The organism is Gilliamella sp. Choc5-1, assembly GCF_001690595.1.
Lineage (GTDB): Bacteria > Pseudomonadota > Gammaproteobacteria > Enterobacterales > Orbaceae > Gilliamella > Gilliamella apicola_M.
Genome location: NZ_LZHH01000005.1, coordinates 15,244 through 39,531 on the forward strand (window position 1 = coordinate 15,244; position 24,288 = coordinate 39,531).

Below are 24,288 nucleotides of genomic sequence, written 5' to 3' on the forward strand. Positions count from 1 at the left end.
GTAGTATGTTTATTTTTGCGATTCAAAAACTGCTTCAGTTTTGTTATCAATAAAAATAGAATCAACTAAAATAGGATCAGGAGCATCTTTTACTTCAAAACCTTTATCACCTTTTTTGAGTTGTTTTTTCTCAATAGTCAATATACTTTTTTGATGGCATTTTGGACATTGGTAATAAAAATAGAATAATGCATCTTGTTGTTCTATATTTCGATCTACATTATTGATAAGATCATCCTCATTTTTATAAAAAACAATATTACTCAATACATCTGCATAATTACCTTGTTGATTGTTAAGGATTTGAGACTCTAATGTAGAGTCACTAAATGAGCTCAACGTCGATTTAGAATACCAAGTTTGACAATTTTCACAAAAATAATCATTTATACATAACGCAAAGAAAGCAGGAATAAAAAAGATAGCCATCTCAATTAAATAAAGGATTATAAGAAAAATTCCAGATATCTGCCCTCGTGACATTTTACCTTTAGTAATAGTTATTTCACGGTAAGGAATGATATCATTCATCATAATATCAACCACTTTCCAAGGTGAAAAAAATAGTGAAGAGTTAAAATAATCCATTCCTAAGATAATGGTTTCAAAAGTTACAATACTAGAATAATAAGCAAATAAGCAGAGAAAAAACGTCATCAAAAAGTTGACTTTTACATTACGAATTTTGGCCAATTTAGTAAATTTACCAGAGATAAACGTTAAGATATAAGCCATACCGATTACTATACCAGCATCAATAATAATCAATGGTGAATACGAAGATATAATCGAATATATAATACCTAGTACAATTGCAGCAATAATACCAATAAACGTGAGCACAATTGTTAATGCTAAATTAAATTTTTGCGAGAATTGATAATGATTCAAAGATGATTCCATAATTTTATCCCTTGCTTTTATAATCAACCTTATCTTAACAGTCAAAATTATTATTAATAAAAAAATAATTTTTATGACAATGATCAATTATCTATGATTTTTTATAAGTAAAAAATAGGTTATTAGTGGCTACAATATTTTAATCAAAGTTTTTGAAATGTAAAGTTTTAGTAAATTTAAAGCTATTTGTAGAAAAACGCCGAGTTGTTTACACTTGATGATTAAAATAATCCGCTAAAAATGCATAAGGTGTTTTCCTGAAATCGCTTTATGTGGTTTAACGGTATAATAAAATTAATCAAACGTTTAAGCTTTTGTTTTCACTCTTTTGAATCGCTCAATATTGGCTGCTTATACCGCATCTCAATTCAAAGTTGGTATCACGCTTTCGGCTTTACCATTAGTTTATGGACAGGTGATTTTTGCTTGGTATACCGGTTATCACATAGTTTATCTAAATAAATCAATACAGTAGTGTTTTGTTAAAAAGTTTCAGGAGTGTACTACGTTTATGTATAAAAACAATAAAAATCAAATAGATATAAACAGATAAATATTCTTTGGTTTGTTGCTTGGTTTGATTTTTAAGTAACGGCAAACTTTAGGTATCCGCCTGTCGCATTTCGCTTAGATAAGTTTTGTTATCGCCTTTAGCTTGTCTCCTTAATTTATTTTCAATGGACTTTTCAAGTTTAAACAGATATTAATACTCAGCTAATCGTTTTATAACGTTTATTCTTACTGCTTAAAGGGAAAAACTCTAATCGGGTTTTGTTTAGCATGTTTTAAATAGTCGGACAACCATAAAGCGTTTAGCCAAATTAGTAACAATTATTTTATTTATAATAAAGTTGCCATAATTCTTATTTAAAATTGATAAGAATATCTTGCCAATTTTGGTCTAATTTAGCTTCAATCGTTATTATTTTATTGTCGATGGGATGGGTAATTTCTAGTTTACTGGCATGTAACATTAGTCGTTTGATATTAAAATAAGCCACAAATGCACGATTTTGATGTAAATCACCATGCTTACTATCCCCCAAGATCGGATGAAAAATATGTTTCATATGGCGACGTAATTGATGTTTACGCCCTGTTTGTGGTTTTAATTCTATAAAACTGTATCTTGCAGTATCAAACTTACCAACTTTAATTGGAACTTCGATTTTACTAATTGAGCGATAAGAAGTCACTGCGTTTTGTGCAGGTTTATTCTTATTAGTAAATTTATTGGCAATTTTATCTAATTCTTCAACTAAAGGGTAATCGATCACCGATTTCCCCTCAAGATAACCTCGCACTATTGCATGATACGTTTTTTCAATTTTTTTTGTCGCAAATTGCTCTGACATCATCCTAGCAACATTACTAGAAAGCGCAAACAACAAAACTCCTGATGTTGGTCTATCTAGCCTATGTATAGGAAAAACATGTTGCCCAATCTGATCCCGTAAGGTTTGCATTACAACTGTGGTTTCATGTTTATCTAACCAACTGCGATGCACAAGCCAACCAGATGGCTTGTTAATGGCTATTAAATAATTGTCTTGATAAAGAATTTCAAACATAAAATATTTTAAAAAATCAATTATAAAAAGATTTTTTCAAGCTCGTGAGCGATACTCGGGCTATTATTATCACCAATGGCATAACTAGCTTTGGCTTTCACTTCATCATCAGCATTACCCATCGCAATACCTAATCCTGCAATAGATAACATACTGATATCATTATAGCTATCACCAAATGCAACAATTTCTTTTAAATCAATACGTTCGTGCGTTGCCCAGTGAGTTAATCCATTTCCTTTGGTATTGCCTTTTACTGCAACATCTGCTCGATTAGACCAAGACCATTCACAAGAAAACGTACCAAGTTTATCTACTGCATCTGAAAATTGTTGTAAAGCCGGTATGTTATGGCTGCTTGTTGCAAATTTAAAAATAGCACCCGCATCGTCAATCATTTTTTCAAAGTTATCAACTTTTTGAATTTCTGGCTGTAAAAAAGAGGGTAATGCATCCACCCATTTAAAAAAGCTTTCTAGATGATCATCTAATACTTCATAAGTCATCATTTTATCAGTATAAATTAAAGTATGTATTTTATACTCTTTAACTAATTGTAATAGTGTTTTAGCTTGATCTTTTGTCATTGGTTTAGCTGCAAAAGTTTGGTGATTTTCAAAATCATAAAGATAAGAACCATTGCAGCAAATCGTTGGCGTTGATAAACCTAGTTGATAGTAATAAGGATAAATCACCGAATGATGACGTCCTGAAACTAAAATCACTTTCACACCTTTATCGCTGATTTTTTTAATTATATCTACTGTTTCTGGCAAAATTAAACGATTACTGTTAAGTAATGTTCCATCCATATCAAAGGCAACGGCTTTATACTTCATATAATACCTCTTTTCATTTCTGATCTTAGCTATAAGGATTAGCTAAGTGCTAAAACTTCAATAAAATTATAATTCAATTTTTTGACGACCAACAAACGAATGCGATAAGGTAGTACCATCTACCATTTCGAGTTCACCACCAACTGGAACACCGTGAGCTATTCTTGTTGCTGTTACATTAAATTCTGCACACATTTGCGCAATATAATTAGCTGTTGCATCACCTTCAACTGTTGGATTTGTTGCTAAAATAACTTCGTTTATTGATTCTGTTGCTAACTTATTTTTTAATAAATCAAGGCCTATATCACTAGGACCAATACCATCTAAAGGTGATAAATGCCCTAATAATACAAAATAGCGACCACTATACTGCCCAGTTTGTTCAATTGCCACTATATCTGCTGGCGTTTCAACCACACAAAGCTGGCCACTGCTTTGGCGGCGAACATTTTTACAAATAGTACAAGTATCTTGCTCGGTAAATGTTCGGCATTCTTTGCAATGACCTATATTTATCATTGCATCATGCAGATCATGAGCTAGTTTAATGCCACCTTGTCGATTTCGTTGTAATAAATGAAAGGCCATTCGTTGCGCCGATTTTGGACCAACACCAGGTAAACAACGCAACGCTTCAATAAGTGATTCTAATAATGGGCTTATTTGCATGAATTATTTGGTTTCCACATATTTGAGTTTTAAGATAATAATACCTTTTTTAAAAAATCTATCAAACAAGAATTATTCTATTGTTTAATTAACTAACAATAAAATTAAAAAGATTACAGAAAATAAGTAGGTAGGATGCTTTATAGCGTACAATCTATGTTATAAAAGCACATATTAAAATATATAACATTATTAAGTATAAATTTTTAGGCTATCTTTTGTTTTTGCTACGATGATAACTTTTTGGTTCTTCACCTTTAAAAAGGCGCATAATGTTATTATTATGGCGAACAATAATCAAACACGAAAGCATGGCGACGGGTAACGTTAACTCAGGCTTAAATAGCCAAACATAAAACGGCGCTATAAGGAAGCCAACAATCGCCGCAACCGAAGAATAGCCTGTAATGAGTAAAGTAAGTAACCAAGTTAAAATAAAGCAACCTGTAAAATCAAACCCAATTGGTGCCATCATACCTAACGCAGTTGCAACTCCTTTTCCTCCGCGAAAATGAAAAAAGCAGGGAAAGATATGCCCCAAACAAGCCGAAATACCTATAATCCCTAAAAAGAAAGGCGTAATACCAAGTCGATAAGCAATATAAACGGGTATTGCACCTTTTAACATGTCAAAGATTAAAACAAAAATGGCTGGTAATTTGCCATTAAGCCGTAAGATATTGGTTGCTCCTGGGTTGTGTGATCCATGTTCAGAAGGATTAGGAAAATGCATGATGTGACTGATAATCATTGCACCAGAAAGTGAACCTAAAAAATAGGCAATGATAATCATCAATACAATTTCCAATGTCAAAATAGAACTCCTTTCATCGGCCACATCCTGCTAATAATAGAATGTTAAACATTAATCAAACACATTATAAATCTATAACCATACTCATCTTTGATATTTACTAAAATAGATATAAATTAAACCATATAATAAGACAAGCATCATACTTTACCTGCCTTATATAGGTTAAGTGCATAATTAATCTACTTATTTTTTTGTTTTGCTAACAATGGCTTTAAATATTTTCCTGTATAAGAGTGTTTGGACTTTGCAACCTCTTCCGGTGTCCCTTCGGCAATAATTTCTCCGCCACCATTACCACCTTCTGGTCCTAAGTCTACAATCCAGTCTGCTGTTTTAACTACATCCAAATTATGCTCAATAACCACAATGGTATTGCCTTTATCTCGTAATGAATGTAGTTGCGCTAATAATTGCTTAACATCGGCAAAATGCAAACCGGTTGTTGGTTCATCTAATATATATAAAGTGCGCCCAGTATCTCGCTTAGATAATTCTTTTGCAAGTTTTACACGTTGTGCTTCACCACCCGATAAGGTGGTTGCTGATTGCCCAATAGTGATATAAGACAAACCAACATCGATCAGTGTTTGCAGTTTGCGTGCTATCATCGGCACGGCATCAAAAAACTCGCGGCCTTCCTCTACAGTCATATTTAAAATCTCGTTAATTGACTTACCTTTATATTTTATTTCTAAGGTTTCACGATTATAGCGAGCACCATGACATTGATCGCAAGGTACATAAATATCTGGCAAAAAGTGCATTTCGACTTTAATTAAACCATCACCTTGGCAAGCTTCGCACCGACCGCCTTTCACATTAAAACTAAATCGACCTGGAGTGTATCCTCTAGCACGTGATTCTGGCACCCCTGCATAAAGTTCACGGATAGAGGTAAAAAAGCCGGTATACGTTGCCGGGTTAGAACGTGGCGTACGCCCTATTGGACTTTGATCTATCGCAATAACTTTATCAAAAAAGTTAAGTCCTTTAATCGATTTATAAGGCGCAATATCAGTTTTTTCAGCATGATTAAGTTCATTTTGTGCTAGTGGATACAAAGTATCATTAATTAATGTTGATTTTCCTGAACCTGATACACCTGTGATACATGTAAATAAGCCAACTGGAATATTTAATGTTACATTTTTAAGGTTATTTCCTGTTGCACCAATAAGAGATAACATTTTTTTCTTATCGACTTTGGTGCGAATAGTTGGTATTTCGATTTTTTCTTTACCGGATAAATATTGCCCAGTTAAAGACTCTTTACATGCCATTATTTGTTTAGGTGTTCCTTGTGCAACAACTTGGCCACCATGAACCCCTGCCCCAGGACCTATATCGATCACATAATCGGCTGCCATAATGGCTTCTTCATCATGCTCAACCACAATAACCGTATTACCTAGATCGCGTAAATGCGTTAAAGTGTCAATCAAACGAGTATTATCTCGCTGATGCAATCCAATAGAAGGTTCATCTAGCACATACATCACGCCGACAAGCCCTGCACCAATTTGGCTTGCTAATCGAATACGTTGTGCTTCACCACCTGATAATGTTTCAGCGGATCGTGAAAGCGTTAAATAGTTAAGCCCAACATTAATTAAAAATTGCAAACGATCATTGATCTCTTTTAAGATTTTTTCGGCAATTTGTGCTCGTTGCCCTGTTAAAGTTAATTTATCAAAAAAATCTTTAGCTTGTTGCGTGCTAAGATCACTAATTGTTGGTAGATTGGTATCGTTAATAAATACATTTCTTGCCGTTGTACACAATCTTGAACCGCCACAACAAGGGCAAGGTCGATGACTAATATATTTCGCTAATTCTTCACGGATGGTTTGTGATTCAGTTTCTTTGTAACGACGAGCTAAATTATTAAGGATACCTTCAAATGGATGTTTACGTTTAACAACATCACCTCGATCATTTGAATAAACAAACTGAATTTCGGTATCACCTGAACCATTTAATAAAATATCTTTTATCTTTTCAGGTAATTTTTCATACGGTTTATCAATGTCAAACTTATAATGATCCGCTAATGATTTTAGCATCTGGAAATAGTAAAAATTGCGACGGTCCCAACCTTTAATCGCACCAGCAGCTAATGAAACTGCTGGCATCTGGACAATACGTTTTTGATCAAAATATTGTTGCACCCCCAAACCATCACACTCAGGGCATGCACCTGCAGGATTATTGAACGAAAATAATCGTGGCTCTAACTCCGAAATACTATAACCACAAATCGGGCAAGCAAAATTAGCCGAAAACAGATATTCTTCAGCTTGCGGATCATCCAAATTAGCCACTTTAACAATACCATTAGTGATTGAAAGCACTGTTTCAATTGACTCTGCAAGCCGTAATTTTAGATCATCACGAATACGGAAACGGTCAACCACCACCTCAATGGTATGTTTTTTTTGTAACTCAAGCGCAGGTGGATCAGAAAGGTCATAGACATCCCCATCCACTCGTACCCGAATATAACCACTAGCTGCTAACTGTTCAAACAGCTTAACAAATTCACCTTTACGTTCAGTAACTACAGGAGCTAATAGCATATAACGATTTTCAGTCGGTAACGCCATAATGCTATCGACCATTTGCGAAACTGTTTGCGCAGCTAAAGGTAAATGATGGTTAGGACAGCGAGGCTCGCCAATTCTAGCAAAAAGCAATCGCAGATAATCATAAATTTCAGTAATAGTCCCAACAGTCGAGCGTGGATTATGCGAAGTCGATTTTTGCTCGATCGAAATTGCAGGCGACAATCCTTCAATATGATCGACATCAGGTTTTTCCATTAACGATAAAAATTGACGCGCATATGCTGACAATGATTCAACATAACGCCGTTGTCCTTCCGCATAAAGAGTATCAAATGCTAACGAAGATTTCCCCGATCCCGAAAGCCCAGTAATAACAACTAACTTATCTCTAGGAATGGTGACATTAATGTTTTTTAGATTGTGCGTTCTCGCACCACGAATATCGATATCTTTGATTGACATAGATCTCTCTTATATTTGTTTTCAAACAAAATGGATGGAAATTTAACTGTATATTGTACCAGTGAGAACAGATTAAATACACTACTATATAGACAAATAACTGATCACTGTTTTACATCAAGAAGTAATTTTTATAAAGATTTTGATAAGAATACTAATTGAAAATGTTATTTCTAACTTAAAACAAAAAACGGTCATCAATGACCGTTTTGGCCGTTTTTACAAAAATAATTGATTAATCAATTAATTTAGGGGTAGCATCAACAGGAATAATTGCACCGCGATATTGTATCACCGTACCGGCAACTAAATGGCCTTGTAATGCAGATTGTGATGGATTTTGTCCTGTTAGGCGCGCACCAAGGTATCCTGCACTAAATGAATCCCCTGCAGCGGTAGTATCAATCACTTTATCTTTTGCGATCTTATTAGCTGGAACATCAAAACGCCCTTCAGCTGAATCAATAATACAGCTATCGCTACCGCGTTTAATAATAATTTCTGTTACACCAAATTGTTTTGTACGCTCAATCACTTGTTCATAAGGCAGTTTGCCCCATAACAAATCTTCGTCATCTAATGTTAAAAATGCAATATCGGTCAAGCTAAGAATATCAGCATAAACACTACGTGCCAAATCAAGACTATGCCATAAACGTGGACGAAAGTTATTATCAAAAATAACTTTACCACCATTAGACTTAACTTGTTTTAAAAGATCTAATAATTTAAGGATACTTTCAGCATCTAAAATCGCAATACTAATACCACTTAAATACACATAATCATAATGTTCAATTTGCTGAATTATTCTGTCTGTTTCAGCTGTTTTCAACCAAAATTTAGCTGCTGCATCATTACGCCAGTAATAAAAAGAGCGCTCACCTTGCTCATCGGTCACGATAGAATAAAGACCAGGCATCTTATCTGCCATTCTTTGTACTAAATCAGTTTGAATATTTTCTTTTTGCCAACTATCTAACATCTCTTGACTAAAAGGATCGGTACCAACCCCTGTCACATAATGAATCGAAAAATCACGACCTTTTAATAAACGTGATAAATAAACAGAGGTATTAAGCGTATCACCACCAAAACCTCGTGTAGTCGAACCTTGTTTTATCGACAATTCAATCATGCATTCGCCAATCACAGCGATATTTGTCGTCATATTATACCTATACCCTTGACTTAATTATAAATAATCCAGCGCGATTTTCACCACAACTTTACGAACTGTTTCAATCTTATTATCAATAGCACAAAGTGGCTTATGTACTTCGTTAGGTAAAAAAACAATAAAATCATTTGGTTGCAATGTTAGCATTGTTTCCTCTTTTGGTGTTTTGATAAAAGCAATATCGCTTTCTGTTAATTTATCGTCTAACACTTTAGTATAAGGTGGTAACGTGCACACCGCCATTCCCTCTTGCCCTTCTAAAACAATCTGAACATCGATATATTTTTCATGATATTCAGGATTAGCCTCATCAATATAACGTGATCGACTATCTGACACCATAAAAAACATCTTATCACCATCAATATCATAACGCCCCACAGGCGTATTAATATTAACGTTATCTTTAATGTACTCAATTGATTGTTTTATTTTGCTAGGCAAATAAGGAACTAGCCTTAAATGATTAATATTACCTAAAATCATATTAAAAGATCCTTAAAATATTGGTGAAAATAAATACTTACAATTGAATTACTCACTATCAGCATGTAACTATGTGTAAGAAAACACTGGATTGTTTATACTTTATGATATAAGCACCATATCTCTTATCTGTAATATGATGCTAGTTTTTTATATATATTCACCACAATATTTTCTTAAATTACTATAAAAGCATGAGCAATTCTTACAGTTGACAAGTTATTTAGTCGTTATTCCCATTCAATCGTCGCTGGCGGTTTTCCGCTTATATCATACACAACACGGGATATGCCGTTAACCTCATTAATAATGCGGTTAGAAACTCGACCAAGGAATTCATAAGGTAACTGAGCCCAATGAGCAGTCATAAAGTCAACCGTTTCAACTGCACGCAAGGATACAACCCAATCATATTTACGCCCATCCCCCATTACACCTACTGAACGTACAGGTAAAAACACAGTAAAGGCTTGACTAACTTTATGATAAAGTTCAACTTTATAAAGTTCTTCAATAAAAATGGCATCAGCTTGACGTAATAAGTCACAATACTCTTTTTTAACTTCACCAAGTACACGCACACCAAGACCTGGACCAGGAAATGGATGACGGTAAAGCATGTCATAAGGTAAACCAAGTTCTAAACCAACTTTACGGACTTCATCTTTAAATAATTCGCGCAGTGGTTCAACTAAGCCCATTTTCATATCTTCTGGTAATCCGCCTACATTATGATGTGATTTAATTACATGGGCTTTGCCAGTATCAGCAGCAGCCGATTCAATAACATCTGGATAGATAGTACCTTGAGCTAACCATTTTACATCTTTTAATTTTGCCGCCTCTTCATCAAATACAGCAACAAATTCACGCCCTATAATTTTACGTTTTGCTTCGGGATCAGCTTCACCTTTTAATGCTGCTAAAAAGCGGTCTTCGGCGTTTACAGCAATAATATTTAAGCCAAATTTATTACCAAACATATCCATAACTTGTTGAGCTTCGTTCAAGCGTAACAAACCATGATCAACAAATACACAAGTTAATTGATCTCCGATAGCTTGGTGTAATAACAATGCTGTAACAGAAGAATCAACCCCTCCTGATAAGCCAAGTAATACTTTGTCATTGCCAACCTGTTCTTTAATTCTAGCAATAGCATCGGTAATAATTGAAGATGGTGTCCAAAGTTTTTCGCAGTGACAAATATCAATCACAAAACGTTGCAATAACTCGAAACCTTTTACAGTATGAGTTACTTCTGGATGAAATTGAACGCCATAAAATTGTTTTTCGTCATTAGCCATAATAGCAAATGGGCAAGTTTCAGTACGCCCAATCAGTGTGAAACTATCAGGCAATGCTGTTACTTTATCACCGTGGCTCATCCAAACATCAAGTTGATTAACGCCTTGTTCACTTGCGCTATCAAAAATACTATCAGTTAATTTTGACGATCCAACTAGATCCACTTTAGCATAACCAAATTCACGTTGGTTAGAACCAGTGACTTGACCGCCCTTACCAACTTGAATTGCCATAGTCTGCATGCCATAACAAATGCCCAAAACAGGTACGCCAGCATTAAAAACATACTCGGGAGCACGAGGACTATTAGCATCGGTGGTACTTTCAGGACCACCTGATAAAATAATACCCTTAGGATTAAATTGTTTGATTTTATCTTCTGATACATCCCACGGCCACAGTTCACAATACACACCAATTTCACGAATTCGGCGAGCGATTAACTGGGTAACTTGAGAACCAAAATCAAGGATCAATATGCGCTGTTGGTGGATGTCTTTTTTCATGAATTTTATTCCTAAGGTATGAAATAATAAAAAAATAAGAGGTGATATTATATTATCTAGCGATAAAATTAAACTTGTTAAATAATAATTGTAAATTTTTTGTTTTACAAGGATATTGAATTACTTAATACAATGATAGTAAATGAGAGCAAATTATTCTGAAATTTTTGATATATTGTTTTGATAATAAAAAGGAATATATACGTAATTACTATTACGGCCATAATCACGTATATATTAATAACTTTCTTAAATAAGTTTTGAAGATGGAAAAAAACTTACCATTTATGTTCTATACCGATATTTCCTCGATAACCTTGACGTTTAGTACTACCAAAATCATGTTCATAGCGAGTATCGCCGTATAAGTACATATTTTGAGCTAATGGAGCTTTGATTCCTAGTCCTAATTCGCCCCATGTACTAGTATATTTTTCTCGTAGCCTATCACAACCAATATTGACATCATTGGGTTTGATAAAATCATGCCAAATATTACCTATAGCATAAACTGTGGTTATTTGTTGAGCTTTTCCTTGATTGTAAGCAAGTCGAACCCCCATTCGACCTCTTAGCTGATCTTGACCATTTTGATCCACTTTTCTGTATTTATCTTTAAAGCTATCTAAATCAATATATTGATAGACCATTTGAACTTGAGGTTCAATTAACCAATTGTTTTGCTGAATGTCACTTTGGTTTATTATAAAAGCATGCCCTGCTTCGGCTGAGAGTGCCATACTTAAACCATTTTGGGCGTGAGGATTATTCCCATTTCGTGCTTCATATTTGTTACGTAAATAGGAAAATTGCCCCACTAAATCAAGATAACTATTATCGGTAGAAAAATAGCTGTTGGTTAATCCTAAGTTTACTGATTCTGATTTACCTTTACCTGTGCGTTTACTATGAGAAATTCTTCCGTGTTCAGCTCGATATTTGTCAGAAAAATCAGTATAGGCTTTAGTATATGCAAAATACAGACCAACATGATTATGGCTTCCATTTTCTTCAATATTATTGATTAAGTCATGACCTAGTTGGATCCCATATATGTCTGTGTCATAATTTAAACGTGTTTTCCCATTTTGTTTAAGGTGTTTACCTAATATTCTTCCCCATGTTTCTCCTGCATATTCATTGTTGTCATTATAACTGGAAGAATTGAATTTGATATCTTGCCCACGTCGTTCGTGTAATGTTCCAATACTTAAAAGCCCTTGTTCTTGATTGACCTTTGCCATAGCAACGTAACCAGCAACTGGACTTGATAAAATAGGTTTAGGTTTAATTAGCACTGCTGGTGGCAATTGTGGTACTTGTGGAGATTGCGGATCTTGTGGTACTTGTGGTATTGGTAACAAATTACCTATCTGCATTGTCCAATAGTATTCATCTCCATTTGCAGTTTTACGTTTGGCTAATTGCACTTCGGTTGCACCATTAGTATGTGCAACGCCTTGAAATACTTGTTCATTACTACTTGTCCCAACATAAATTACTGGATCTGTATTAATAATACTTGCTATTTGGCGGATATTGCCATCAATGATGTTTTCTTGTCCTGTCGAATTTATCGGAATGACTTTTGTTACTCCTGTTGCCATACCTGTAATTTTTAGTATATCTGATTGTTCATTAGCATCGTACATTACAATTGGATTGTTCCAAAGAGTATTCATTTTGACCATCGCAGTACCAGAAGCCATATAATTACCATCAATTGTTAAAATATCATTATACTTTCCATGCAAATGGTTATCTAAGTTAATGATACCACCATTACTTATAACATCCCCTTTTAATATAAATTTATTGTTACCTGCATCATCAAAAGCGCCGTTAATTGTTGCTCCATTGGTAAGTTCAATCTTGTCAAATTTTGCTATATTGCTTGTACCATTCGGTTTCAAATTCCACGTAAAATTATCATTTAAATTAATATTAAGCACAGTATTTACATTGGTATCTAAAACTTCCCCTTCTTCAACTTTTACTAAACCTTTGTAAACTAACCCTGTCATACTACCTTTACCCGAAGCATTAAATGTGACTGAGGATCCTTGATATGCATCGTGCCCAAGTTCAGTTCCATTTGAATCATAAGTATTAGAAAAAAATTGATAGTTAGGTGCAGTATAGTTACCACTTACATTAATAATATAACCTGCATCATTTGCGGTAAGGTCTGTCTTGTCCCCCGTAAAAGATAAAACTGTGTCAACTTGTCCTTGATCAACAAATATTAAATCTTTACGTCCTATAGAACCATTTATTACAGGATCAGCACTAGTGCCAGTAGTAGTAAAGATGGCATTTTTAAAACTGGCTTTCACACCATGTGAGGCAGCCTGCTCAAATTGTCCTGTTGAATTGGCATCATCATGTGTACCAATTTCAAGTGCATAACCGCCTGTTTTGATAATCGTTGAACTATTTTCGTAATCTGCTTTGAGCAATGAATTACGAATCATTTTGATACCACTACCTTCTAATGCATTAGTTGTATCAATCGTTAATTCTCCATAAGACTCTAAAATACCAGCACCTTCGCCGGTGTTACGTGTTTTACCTAATTTTATAGCCGCACTATCCCATTTTAACGCCGATGTGTCGCTACCTTTATTTATTGTGATTGTATTTTCCCCACCTTTTAAAATCACTTTTGGCGTCAATTGCCCACTAGCACCAACCTTATCGGCAGTATCATGATTAGTTGGATTACCTGAGACATAAATTCCAATAGAGCGATTTCCTGTTAATGTCATGTCTAAATCACCATTGATTATAACTTGCCCTGCTGAACCATTTCCTGAATTTTCGTAGGCGCCTTGCATAGCACGAATACCATTATTTAAGATCGGTTGAGTTTTACCACCTTTTGCTGTTTGATTTATTTTTAATTTATCAATAGTAATTGTACTGTATTTCCCGTTATAAGTGTCTTTTTCTCCTGCATCAGCAAAAGAACCTGCCAATATACTATATGATGCTACATTACCGCCTGAGTTACTCCCACGGGTATAATTATCAGTTATATTTAATTCAACATTTTTGGCAGTTAGATCAACATTGTGATGTGTTGCAAGCCCCATAGTTTGACCGTTGTTGGTAATAGTAAAATTTAAATTGCCTGCGTTAATTGAACCTCCTGAAACGCCATAAGTATATTGATTTGCTAAACCTGTATAATCACCATTAACATTTGCTGTTAAGATTGTATCCCCAACATTAAGTTGCTCATGCAGTTTACTTCTAGTTAGTACATAAAAACTAGCATTACCTGATTGAGTTACAATAGCTACTTTAATATTATTACAGTTAGGACTATTTTGACCCACTAAATATGATCCATCGGTATTTGCTATACAATCTAAAGCAAATGTAGAAGTAGGAATGGCTAAAGCTGCAGTGACTAGGCATACAACTGTGGCTGTTGATTTACAAGCTCTTCGAACTAATTCAGAACATGCAATTGTAATACCTGTAACAATATTAAATTTTGTTTGGTATACTTTATTCATAATTATTACCTTTAATTGATGATAAAACGTGGCGAGATCACATATTCATTTTTATACAATAAAAATAATAAGAATATAAAAATTAGTTAGTTAGCTATATGTGGTAATTAATTTAAAAACTTAACATTGAACTTTTTTAATGACAGTATTACTTTTAGATTTGTGATAACCAAAATAACAAAGACTATTTTTTAGTACTTTTTTACAAATTGACTTTGTTAAAAAAACTTCACGCAGCCCAAATGGGCAGTAAAAAGAAAGTAACCATAACCGCTTGGATTTATTTGGTCGATTACAATGAACGAAATTGACGTAAGGCAGTTCTTTATTGAGATATTGCTGCTCTTCCTGATTGTTAAAATATGCCCAATTTATATAACCTAACGGTTTATTATTATGAACAATTAAAGCAAAATTTTTAGAACGAATTATAGGTTGTAAAGTATCTAAAGCTGAATCAAGTGCCACTTTTTTATAGGCTGGATTTTGGTTCCATAACCAAATCATGGCACCTAATACTTCAGCTTCATTCCATATAGTATCAGGATATATACTTGGTGCGATAATTCTATTTACATATTGATTAAAATCGCTCATATATTTTACCTTTTTAGAAAGCTATTAACCATTATATTACTTAATTAAGTAAATTAAATTATTTTATTTTTTATTATTAATAATTTTGGAATCATCTTATTACAAAATTCAATAAAATGGTCATCAAATTAACCTTGTAATAAGTCAACAGATCAAAGAATTGAATTCTCTTTACTTAATTAATAAGTAAACTTATTAAAAGGAGACACTATGAATACCATTTCAATTTCTTTCATATTACCAACCAAAGCTAAACCAACTCAAATTTGGCAATACTATACTGATCTTAATTTAAGAAAATTATGGGAAACTGATCTTGAAGACTTTCGTATATTTGGTGACTTAAAAACAGGGGCTAAAGGTATTTTCAAATTACAAAATATACCTGAAATGGAAGTGACTTTATCAAAGATTATTAATGAGCAAGAATTTACAGAACAATTTGATATGCCTGAAATAGGTTTACTGTTTTTCTCACATCAAATTATGGAAATATCACATAATCAATATGCATTAAAATCAGAAATTTCTCTAAAACCAGATCTAAAAATGGATACTAAAGCATCCTATGATTTTATAAAACAGATTTCAGATGATATTATTGACAAAACTTACAAATTAAATGGCTTAGTTGAAGGGTAAATTATGACAAAGGACAATAAGTTTTTGACTCAATTCCGAACTGATTCTGAATCTATTGGTTTTGTTTTTATGAAAACTTATTCGTCCTGGCATACGAATATCAAAAATTGCTTGAAAAAACAGTCTATCACTCATCCCCAATTTATAGTGCTTGCAACGCTTGCATATCTATCACAGCGACCAGACGAAATAACACAAGTTATTTTATCAAATAAAACAAATATCGATGTGATGACAATTTCCCAAATATTAGAGAATTTAGAAAAAAAGAATTATATAAAACGCTCTTGCTCAATTAAAGATAGTCGAGCAAAATCCATTCAATTAACCCAAAAAGGATTGAATAAAGCAAATGAAACTGTACCTTTGGTTGAACAAATAGATAAAGATTTTTTTTCCATATTACAAGATGATAAAGAACAATTTATGAAAATGTTATTAACACTATTAAAAACCAACATGGAGGGATAAAATCATTTATAAATTTTTATTATTTATTGTTTTATCAACTTTGAATGCTTAGACTTGACTTAAAATAAGTTTTTGAAGACCTTGTCGCAAATTTCTAGAGCAAAATACTTTAAAACTGAATCGTTATAACTCAAACTTTTTAAAGCTCATTACTTGGCTCAATTTAATTAAAAAAAGGTGATATTTCATCACCTTTTATCTATAGTTAAAATGTATTACTAAACTTATTTTGAAGCGTTTTGTTCTTGTGCAGATTGAATCGCTGTTAACGCAATAGTATAAACAATATCGTCAACTAATGCACCACGAGACAAATCATTCACAGGTTTACGCATACCTTGTAACATTGGCCCAATTGAAACAAGATCCGCTGAACGTTGTACTGCTTTATAAGTAGTATTACCTGTATTAAGATCAGGGAAGATAAATACAGTCGCTTTACCTGCTACTTGTGAATTTGGTGCTTTCGATTTTGCTACATCAGGCATTACCGCAGCATCATATTGCAATGGACCATCGATCATAAGATCTGGACGTTTTTCTTGAGCAATGCGTGTTGCTTCTTTCACTTTTTCAACATCAGCACCTTGACCAGAGCTACCTGTTGAGTATGAGATCATCGCAACGCGAGGTTCAATACCAAAGGCAATTGCTGTATCAGCTGACTGAATGGCAATTTCGGCTAACTCTTGTGCATTTGGATCTGGATTAATTGCACAATCACCATAAATATATACTTGATCAGGCATTAACATAAAGAAGACTGATGAAACAAGTGAACTACCTGGGGCTGTTTTAATTAATTGTAACGGTGGACGAATAGTATTAGCTGTTGTGTGCACCGCACCTGATACTAAACCATCAACTTCATTTGCTTCAAGCATCATCGTACCAAGTACAACATTATCAGCCAATTGCTCGCGAGCAATCACTTCTGTCATGCCTTTGTTTTTACGTAATTCAACAAGACGAGGGACATATTTTTCACGAATTAATTCAGGATCAACAATTTCAACACCTTGACCTAAAGTCACACCTTGTGAAGCGGCAACTTTACGCACTTCGTCAGGATTACCAATAAGCACACATTTTGCAATATTACGTTCAGCACAAATGGCTGCTGCTTTAACTGTTCTTGGCTCATCACCTTCTGGTAATACCACTACTTTTTTCGCATTACGTGCAAGTTCAGTTAATTGATAACGAAATGCAGGAGGAGACAAGCGACGTGCAGAGTTCACTATTTCATTTAATGATTTAATCCAATTTGCATCTATATGATCAGCAACAAAATTCTGTGTGTTTTCCATGCGCTCTTTATCATCAACAGGAATTTCTAAATTAAATTGTTGTAAATTGATAGAGGTTTGGAAAGTATTGGTTTTAACCGTAAACACAGGTAAGCCAGTATCAAACGCTGGTTGGCATAATTTTGCAATTTTTTCATCAATTTCATAACCACCAGTTAATAAAACACCACCAATTGATACTCCATTCATTGCAGCTAAACTAATCGTAACTAATACATCTGAACGATCAGCTGAGGTTACTAAAAGTGCATTTGGCTGTAAATGGCTGATAATGTTAGGAACACTACGTGAGCAGAAAGATATATGTTTAATACGACGATTTTTAATACAACCTTCGTTAATGATTTTTGCATCAAAATGCTTAGCAATATCTATAGCACGACAAGCACTTAGATCCATATTCCACGGAATACAACCAAGAACAGGTAATGGACTGTGTGCATTTAAATCATCGATAGTAATTTTCTTATCATCAAATTTAGGGGTATGATAAATTTCAGCAACATCAGGACGAGCAAGATTTTGCTCTTCAACTGGCGCATTGACTTTATTGACAATCACACCAACGATTTTATCATTTTTAATACCACCAAAGTTAGAACGAGCAATTTCAATACGATCTCTAAGTTGTTCTGGCGTATCTTTGCCCATATTAATTACAAAAATAATTTCGGCGCCAAGAGTTTTAGCAATATTATTATTAAGTTCATTAGCGAAAGGATAATCAGATGTTGGCACAATACCTTCAACTAAAACAACATCAGCTCCTTTAGTATTTTCGGCATAAAGGGCAACGATTTCTTCCATTAACACATCTTGTTGATTTAAACCTAATAGGTTTTCAACATGGCTCATTTTAAGCGGTTTTAGCGTTGGAATTGTTGTATTGTTGCTTACTAGGGTTGTGGTATTATCTGGCGCATCGCCACCAGTTCTTGGTTGTGCAACAGGTTTAAACACATTTAAATTAATACCTTGACGCTCCATAGCTCGAATAACGCCCAGACTCACACCTGTTAACCCGACATTAGTGCCAGTTGGGATGAGCATAATTGTACGAGACATAATTATTACCTCTTAAATCTTTATTGTATAAAAACAAACCGCCATTTAGGCGGTTTTGAATATTTATTAAGCAGTTAGACGCACAGCATCTTGAGCAATGACAAGTTCTTCATTGGTTGGAATAACCATCGCAATAGCTGAGCCATCTTTAGTAATTTTGCCACCTTTACCAAAACGAGCTGCAAGGTTACGTTCTAGATCAAGTTCAAAACCAAGAATACCTAATTTTTGTAATGCCATACGACGCACTTCTTCTGAGTTTTCACCGATACCACCAGTAAATACTATAGCATCTAAACGGCCATCTAAAAGCATAGCATAACCACCAATATATTTGACTAAGCGATGAACAAAAACATCTAAAGCATTTTTAGCATTTTCGTCTTTATCGTAATTATCGGTTACATAACGGCAGTCGCTGCTCACACCAGTTAAACCTAATAAACCCGATTTTTTATTTAAGAGGTTATTAATATCAGCAACAGACATTTTTAAATTATCGTGTAAGAAGAATATAATCGCAGGATCGATATCACCACTACGTGTACCCATCACTAGACCTTCAAGCGGAGTTAAACCCATTGAAGTTTCTACACATTTACCATTTTTAACAGCTGTAATTGATGCTCCATTACCTAAATGACAAGTAATAACATTAGTTTGATCAACTGGTTTATTTAATAATCTTGCAGCTTCACGGCTAACATAATAATGGCTAGTGCCATGCGCACCATAACGACGAACACCGTGTTTAGTATAAAGTTCGTTTGGAAGAGCATATAAATACGCTTCTTTTGGCATTGTTGTATGGAATGCAGTATCAAAAACAGCAACATTTTTAGTTTTTAGGTGTGGAAACGCAGCAAATGCTTCACGAATACCGATTAAATGTGCAGGATTATGTAACGGTGCAAAAGCAGATGCTTCCTCGATTCCTTTTAATACTGAATCATCAATAACAACTGACTGGGTATATTTTTCGCCGCCATGAACAATACGATGACCAATCGATTTAATGCTATCTAATAATTCTGGTTTTTGTGGAAAGATGCTATTAACAATAAAACGAATTGCTTCACTGTGTGCTGCGCCAGCTCCTAAAGAAGCTTCGTTTTTTACACCATCAAGCTTCCACTTAATACGAGCATCAGGAAGATGAAAACATTCAGCTAAACCAGATAAAAACTCATCACCATTTTCAGGGTTTATAATGGCAAATTTTAATGATGAACTTCCACAATTAAGAACAAGAGCGTTATTACTTGATGACATAGTAATTCCTATAGATTGAATAAAAAGACATATACCAATCAAAATTGGTAACTCAGCACATGATAAAAATCAATGTGACTACACTAGGTGACTTCTGATATCTTGCTTTTTGAGATAAAATAGAGGAGTCTCCAATTTGAATAACGCTATTTTAAGACAATAAGAAGTGAATGTCGAGGAATCCAAAAAAGATGAACCTAATAAACACATTTAAGGCTGGAATAAGATATATGAAGCTTTGTCCGACAGACAAACAACTAATGCATTCATTTCCTGAGTTAAAAATCATTAACCTCATAAAAACCACGCCTAAATATTTACCGCCTATTGTTATTGGTCTATTAGCTTGGCAATATTGCCTGCCTGCTCAAATTGCAGTAACAGTAATAACCATATTATTTGCTTTAAGTTTGCCTTTACAAGGGTTATTTTGGCTAGGACGACGTGCGCTATCGCCCTTACCGCTTAACTTAATTGACTGTTATAATCAATTAAAATTAAAGTTGATTGCTAAAAAAATTATCGCTGAAAATAGCACAGACGACAATAAGCTAACATTTGAAGCATTTATGAACATTATAAATTTAGCCAAATTGCACTTAGGTGATTATTTTGGGCAAGATGATGATTCCTCACCTTATTATAAAGACTAACAACAATGGCAAATTTACTCACTACCCTAAAAAATCAAATTGATCAACTAGAACAACAGATCAATTTGGTAAACGAACAGCGGTTTCAAGAGCCCTATTTTGATGAGCAACTATTTCAAACCAATAAAATTGTGACAGACAAAACGTTTTACCTTGAAAAAATAAAACAAACCTATCACGCATTAGTTGCCAATATTAAATCAGAAAAAATTGAACAAATCACATTTTTATCCGACACATTAGTTAACCAAATTACAGCTCTAACACGCGAACTAGCTACTCATGACTTACGTAAGAAAGAACCTAAACATGTTATTGAAGAAACTTTAGCACAAAAGCACATGCGTCATTTAGATTACTTACGCCGACTACAAGAAATGAAATACGAGCTAGAGCTATCACCTGAAGTTATCAATCAAAGCAAAATAGCTGCACTTGATAATCGAATTTATCGCTGTGAACAAGCAATAAAAAAAATTGAATTAGAAATGGAAAATGACATTGATTTATAAGTTAAAAATAGTTGTTTTGCTATATTTTAGCTAAATATAAGGTGAATATTATATAAAAACATAACTAAAAACGCTTATTACCAAAACGAATATTATTATAATTATTAATTAGTGTTATCTTTTGGAGTTATCTTTATAATATTGGCAATATTGAAAAGATTAGCAAAATTTCTAAAACTATCGGTTAAAAGCAATTAATAAGGATACATTCATGAGTAAAATATTTGATGATAACTCACAAACCATTGGGCATACGCCGTTAGTCAGATTAAAACATTTTGGTCATGGCAATATATTAGCCAAAGTCGAATCGCGCAACCCAAGCTTTAGTGTCAAATGCCGCATTGCATCGAATATGATTTGGGATGCTGAAAAACGAGGTTTATTAAATTCTGACGTTGAATTAGTTGAGCCAACCAGTGGTAATACCGGCATTGCGCTCGCGGCTGTTGCAGCTGCTCGTGGTTATAAATTGACATTAACCATGCCTGAAAGCATGAGCATAGAGCGCAGAAAGCTTCTTAAAGCACTTGGTGCTAACTTAGTATTGACCGAAGCGGCCAAAGGAATGAAAGGCGCGATCGAAAAAGCTGAAGAAATTGTCGCCAGTGATCCTACAAAAAATATTATGCTACAACAATTTAGTAATCCGGCTAACCCTGAAATTCACGAAAAAACAACGGGCCCTGAAATTTGGCAAGATACCGATGGTAAAATCGATATCTTTATTGCTGGCGTCGGAACTGGGGGCACTTTTACTGGTGTAACACGCTACCTTAAAAACACCCAAGGAAAGGATATTACGGCTGTTGCCGTTGAACCCTCTAATTCACCAGTCATTAGCCAAGCGCTTTCTGGCGAACCAATAAAGCCTGGGCCGCACAAGATCCAAGGTATTGGTGCAGGATTTATTCCTGACAATCTAGATTTAAACCTGATAGATTTAGTTGAACAAGTTACCAACGAACAAGCCATTGACACAGCTCGTGAATTAATGGAAAAAGAGGGTATATTATCAGGGATCTCATCGGGTGCAGCTGTTTTTGTGGCAGACCGTCTAGCAAAATTACCTGAAAACGCCGGTAAAACTATTGTGGTTATCTTGCCATCTTCTGGCGAACGCTATTTAAGCACTGATTTATTTAGTGGGATTTTTACTGAAAAAGAGTTGGGATAAACGACATCAAATAAACATCTCAATAACTAACACCACGTTATAGTGGTGTTAGAATAATAAACAATATGTTATAACAAAATATTAATAATAACTTGAACACAATCAACTTATGTATCTTGAATAATGCCAAAATGCCGATATGCATGCGGTGTTGCAATTCTGCCACGAGGCGTTCGTTGAATATAGCCTTGTTGAATTAAAAATGGCTCAAGCACATCTTCGATCGTTTCGCGTTCTTCACCAATAGCTGCTGCAATGTTATCAAGACCAACTGGCCCACCCATAAATTTTTCGATAATGGCTAGCAATAATTTGCGATCCATATAATCAAATCCTTCGTTATCAACATCAAGCATATCAAGCGCTTGAGTCGCAATTTTTTGATCGATAACGCCTTTCGATTTTACATCCGCATAATCACGCACACGGCGCAAAAGACGATTAGCAATCCGAGGGGTACCGCGTGAACGTTTAGCAATTAAATGTGCACCCTCATCTGACAAATCCATCCCCAAAAATTTAGCACTACGGCTCACAATATATTCCAAATCCTCAACCCGATAAAACTCAAGTCGTTGTACAATACCAAAACGATCTCGCAATGGTGAAGTTAACGATCCTGCACGGGTTGTTGCACCTATTAATGTAAAGGGGGGAAGATCGATTTTGATTGAACGTGCTGCAGGCCCTTCACCAATCATAATATCTAATTGGTAATCTTCCATTGCTGGATATAAAATTTCCTCAACAACAGGAGACAATCGGTGGATTTCATCAATAAACAATACATCATTGGGCTCTAAATTAGTCAGCATAGCAGCTAAATCGCCGGCCTTTTCAAGCACAGGTCCTGAAGTAGTACGTAGGTTAACATTCATTTCGTTGGCAACAATATTAGCTAACGTGGTTTTTCCTAATCCTGGCGGCCCAAAAATTAACACATGATCAAGTGCATCACTGCGTTGCTTAGCTGCTTGAATAAAAATCTTCATCTGTTCACGCACTTGCGGTTGCCCAATATATTCATCCAAACATTTAGGGCGAATAGCACGATCTAGTGACTCTTCTTCCTTTTGCGCTTGTGGAGCAATTAAACGATCCGCTTCAATCATAATCAATCCCTATTTACAGTGCCGACTTTAAGGCTTCACGAATCAGCGTTTCGCTATCCATTTCTGGTTTAATGACTTTATTAATAATACGGTTAGCTTCTTGTGGTTTATAACCTAATGCTATTAAAGCCGAAACTGCCTCGCCTTCAATCTGATTAGCCGATTTTTGAATACTGTCCACATCTACAATCGTACTAGTATTTGATAATGGTTCTGCAAAATGTTTAATACGATCTTTCATTTCAACAATTAACCGTTGTGCCGTTTTATTGCCTACGCCCGGCAACTTAACTAAAGTCTTAATTTCGCCTTGTTCAACAGCATTAATAAATTGCGGTGCAGACATACCTGACAAAATAGCTAACGCCAATTTAGGCCCCACACCGTTAACTTTAATAAGCTCACGAAATAACTCACGCTCTTGCTCTTGATTAAACCCATACAATACTTGGGCATCTTCACGCACAGCAAAATGCGTTAATACAATAACTTCTTGCCCGTTTTCAGGTAATTCATAAAAACAGGTCATCGGCATAAACACATTATAGCCGACGCCACCAACCTCAATCAGAACTTTCGGAGGCTGTTTTTCAATAATAGTGCCACGTAAACGACCAATCACAATATATCCTTAAAAATAAAGCA

20 protein-coding genes are annotated in these 24,288 nt (G+C 34.6%); 5 read left to right on the forward strand and 15 right to left on the reverse strand.

Annotation, left to right across the window (positions count from 1 at the left end):
• Positions 1 to 9: 9 nt before the first annotated feature.
• The 11 genes from A9G35_RS00280 to A9G35_RS00330 form a co-directional block, all read right to left on the reverse strand.
• Positions 10 to 903, reverse strand: a complete 894-nt coding sequence (locus tag A9G35_RS00280) for a hypothetical protein (RefSeq protein WP_065635211.1) — start codon at positions 901 to 903, stop codon at positions 10 to 12.
• An 863-nt stretch (positions 904 to 1,766) separates the two neighbouring features.
• Positions 1,767 to 2,474, reverse strand: coding sequence for a tRNA pseudouridine(65) synthase TruC (truC, locus tag A9G35_RS00285; RefSeq protein WP_065635212.1), 708 nt, complete (start codon positions 2,472 to 2,474; stop codon positions 1,767 to 1,769).
• Between the two features lie 20 nt (positions 2,475 to 2,494).
• Positions 2,495 to 3,313 (reverse strand): pyridoxal phosphatase, encoded by an 819-nt coding sequence (locus A9G35_RS00290; protein WP_065635213.1) that lies wholly within the window; start codon positions 3,311 to 3,313, stop codon positions 2,495 to 2,497.
• Between the two features lie 66 nt (positions 3,314 to 3,379).
• Positions 3,380 to 3,985: a recombination mediator RecR gene (gene recR, locus A9G35_RS00295; RefSeq protein ID WP_065635214.1), complete on the reverse strand. Its 606-nt coding sequence runs from the start codon at positions 3,983 to 3,985 to the stop codon at positions 3,380 to 3,382.
• 211 nt (positions 3,986 to 4,196) lie between these two features.
• A complete protein-coding gene (gene plsY, locus A9G35_RS00300) occupies positions 4,197 to 4,778 on the reverse strand; it encodes a glycerol-3-phosphate 1-O-acyltransferase PlsY (RefSeq protein WP_176701363.1) in 582 nt (193 codons plus the stop codon).
• A gap of 203 nt (positions 4,779 to 4,981) precedes the next feature.
• Positions 4,982 to 7,822, reverse strand: coding sequence for an excinuclease ABC subunit UvrA (uvrA, locus tag A9G35_RS00305; RefSeq protein WP_141673713.1), 2,841 nt, complete (start codon positions 7,820 to 7,822; stop codon positions 4,982 to 4,984).
• A 241-nt stretch (positions 7,823 to 8,063) separates the two neighbouring features.
• On the reverse strand, positions 8,064 to 8,999 hold the full coding sequence (locus A9G35_RS00310; RefSeq protein ID WP_065635217.1) for a sugar kinase: 936 nt from the start codon (positions 8,997 to 8,999) through the stop codon (positions 8,064 to 8,066).
• A 24-nt stretch (positions 9,000 to 9,023) separates the two neighbouring features.
• Positions 9,024 to 9,494 (reverse strand): YhcH/YjgK/YiaL family protein, encoded by a 471-nt coding sequence (locus A9G35_RS00315; RefSeq protein WP_065635218.1) that lies wholly within the window; start codon positions 9,492 to 9,494, stop codon positions 9,024 to 9,026.
• Positions 9,495 to 9,724: 230 nt separating this feature from the next.
• The gene (guaA, locus tag A9G35_RS00320) at positions 9,725 to 11,308 is read right to left on the reverse strand and encodes a glutamine-hydrolyzing GMP synthase (protein WP_065635219.1); all 1,584 of its coding nucleotides are present in this window, start codon (positions 11,306 to 11,308) and stop codon (positions 9,725 to 9,727) included.
• A 278-nt stretch (positions 11,309 to 11,586) separates the two neighbouring features.
• Complete coding sequence (locus A9G35_RS00325) at positions 11,587 to 14,832, reverse strand: autotransporter outer membrane beta-barrel domain-containing protein (protein WP_065635220.1); 3,246 nt, start codon at positions 14,830 to 14,832, stop codon at positions 11,587 to 11,589.
• A gap of 120 nt (positions 14,833 to 14,952) precedes the next feature.
• Entirely contained in the window at positions 14,953 to 15,429 is a 477-nt protein-coding gene (locus tag A9G35_RS00330) for a toxin-activating lysine-acyltransferase (protein ID WP_065635221.1), read from the reverse strand.
• A gap of 210 nt (positions 15,430 to 15,639) precedes the next feature.
• On the opposite strand from A9G35_RS00330, the gene A9G35_RS00335 reads away from it, so the two are divergent.
• Positions 15,640 to 16,071: a hypothetical protein gene (locus A9G35_RS00335; RefSeq protein WP_065635222.1), complete on the forward strand. Its 432-nt coding sequence runs from the start codon at positions 15,640 to 15,642 to the stop codon at positions 16,069 to 16,071.
• 3 nt (positions 16,072 to 16,074) lie between these two features.
• Positions 16,075 to 16,542, forward strand: coding sequence for a MarR family winged helix-turn-helix transcriptional regulator (locus A9G35_RS00340; RefSeq protein ID WP_065635223.1), 468 nt, complete (start codon positions 16,075 to 16,077; stop codon positions 16,540 to 16,542).
• 224 nt (positions 16,543 to 16,766) lie between these two features.
• Here A9G35_RS00340 and pta read toward each other — a convergent pair whose 3' ends face one another.
• Together pta and A9G35_RS00350 are read right to left on the reverse strand one after the other, a co-directional pair.
• Entirely contained in the window at positions 16,767 to 18,917 is a 2,151-nt protein-coding gene (pta, locus tag A9G35_RS00345) for a phosphate acetyltransferase (protein WP_065635224.1), read from the reverse strand.
• 66 nt (positions 18,918 to 18,983) lie between these two features.
• Positions 18,984 to 20,189, reverse strand: a complete 1,206-nt coding sequence (locus A9G35_RS00350) for an acetate kinase (protein WP_065635225.1) — start codon at positions 20,187 to 20,189, stop codon at positions 18,984 to 18,986.
• Between the two features lie 191 nt (positions 20,190 to 20,380).
• Here A9G35_RS00350 and yfbV point away from each other — a divergent pair, with 191 nt between their 5' ends.
• The 3 genes from yfbV to cysK all read left to right on the forward strand — a co-directional run bounded on the left by yfbV (position 20,381) and on the right by cysK (position 22,531).
• Positions 20,381 to 20,842, forward strand: a complete 462-nt coding sequence (gene yfbV / locus A9G35_RS00355; protein ID WP_065635226.1) for a terminus macrodomain insulation protein YfbV — start codon at positions 20,381 to 20,383, stop codon at positions 20,840 to 20,842.
• A 5-nt stretch (positions 20,843 to 20,847) separates the two neighbouring features.
• Complete coding sequence (gene priC / locus A9G35_RS00360) at positions 20,848 to 21,354, forward strand: primosomal replication protein PriC (RefSeq protein ID WP_065635227.1); 507 nt, start codon at positions 20,848 to 20,850, stop codon at positions 21,352 to 21,354.
• Between the two features lie 211 nt (positions 21,355 to 21,565).
• Complete coding sequence (gene cysK / locus A9G35_RS00365) at positions 21,566 to 22,531, forward strand: cysteine synthase A (RefSeq protein WP_065635228.1); 966 nt, start codon at positions 21,566 to 21,568, stop codon at positions 22,529 to 22,531.
• 107 nt (positions 22,532 to 22,638) lie between these two features.
• On the opposite strand, the gene ruvB is transcribed toward cysK, so the two are convergent.
• Entirely contained in the window at positions 22,639 to 23,643 is a 1,005-nt protein-coding gene (gene ruvB, locus A9G35_RS00370) for a Holliday junction branch migration DNA helicase RuvB (protein WP_065635229.1), read from the reverse strand.
• A 13-nt stretch (positions 23,644 to 23,656) separates the two neighbouring features.
• Positions 23,657 to 24,265 carry a Holliday junction branch migration protein RuvA gene (gene ruvA / locus A9G35_RS00375; RefSeq protein ID WP_065635230.1) on the reverse strand — a complete coding sequence of 203 codons (609 nt, stop codon included), beginning with the start codon at positions 24,263 to 24,265 and terminating at the stop codon, positions 23,657 to 23,659.
• Positions 24,266 to 24,288: the final 23 nt, after the last annotated feature.

Bases quoted from the DNA above. Each gene is read 5' to 3' on its own strand.
- A9G35_RS00280 (WP_065635211.1), bottom strand. From the start codon at position 903: ATGGAATCATCTTTGAATCATTATCAATTCTCGCAAAAATTTAATTTA.
- A9G35_RS00350 (WP_065635225.1), bottom strand. From the start codon at position 20,189: ATGTCATCAAGTAATAACGCTCTTGTTCTTAATTGTGGAAGTTCATCA.
- A9G35_RS00325 (WP_065635220.1), bottom strand. From the start codon at position 14,832: ATGAATAAAGTATACCAAACAAAATTTAATATTGTTACAGGTATTACA.
- ruvB (WP_065635229.1), bottom strand. From the start codon at position 23,643: ATGATTGAAGCGGATCGTTTAATTGCTCCACAAGCGCAAAAGGAAGAA.
- A9G35_RS00310 (WP_065635217.1), bottom strand. From the start codon at position 8,999: ATGACGACAAATATCGCTGTGATTGGCGAATGCATGATTGAATTGTCG.
- pta (WP_065635224.1), bottom strand. From the start codon at position 18,917: ATGTCTCGTACAATTATGCTCATCCCAACTGGCACTAATGTCGGGTTA.
- A9G35_RS00340 (WP_065635223.1), top strand. From the start codon at position 16,075: ATGACAAAGGACAATAAGTTTTTGACTCAATTCCGAACTGATTCTGAA.
- A9G35_RS00335 (WP_065635222.1), top strand. From the start codon at position 15,640: ATGAATACCATTTCAATTTCTTTCATATTACCAACCAAAGCTAAACCA.
- truC (WP_065635212.1), bottom strand. From the start codon at position 2,474: ATGTTTGAAATTCTTTATCAAGACAATTATTTAATAGCCATTAACAAG.
- cysK (WP_065635228.1), top strand. From the start codon at position 21,566: ATGAGTAAAATATTTGATGATAACTCACAAACCATTGGGCATACGCCG.
- yfbV (WP_065635226.1), top strand. From the start codon at position 20,381: ATGAACCTAATAAACACATTTAAGGCTGGAATAAGATATATGAAGCTT.
- A9G35_RS00330 (WP_065635221.1), bottom strand. From the start codon at position 15,429: ATGAGCGATTTTAATCAATATGTAAATAGAATTATCGCACCAAGTATA.
- A9G35_RS00290 (WP_065635213.1), bottom strand. From the start codon at position 3,313: ATGAAGTATAAAGCCGTTGCCTTTGATATGGATGGAACATTACTTAAC.
- recR (WP_065635214.1), bottom strand. From the start codon at position 3,985: ATGCAAATAAGCCCATTATTAGAATCACTTATTGAAGCGTTGCGTTGT.
- A9G35_RS00315 (WP_065635218.1), bottom strand. From the start codon at position 9,494: ATGATTTTAGGTAATATTAATCATTTAAGGCTAGTTCCTTATTTGCCT.
- priC (WP_065635227.1), top strand. From the start codon at position 20,848: ATGGCAAATTTACTCACTACCCTAAAAAATCAAATTGATCAACTAGAA.
- guaA (WP_065635219.1), bottom strand. From the start codon at position 11,308: ATGAAAAAAGACATCCACCAACAGCGCATATTGATCCTTGATTTTGGT.
- plsY (WP_176701363.1), bottom strand. From the start codon at position 4,778: ATGATTATCATTGCCTATTTTTTAGGTTCACTTTCTGGTGCAATGATT.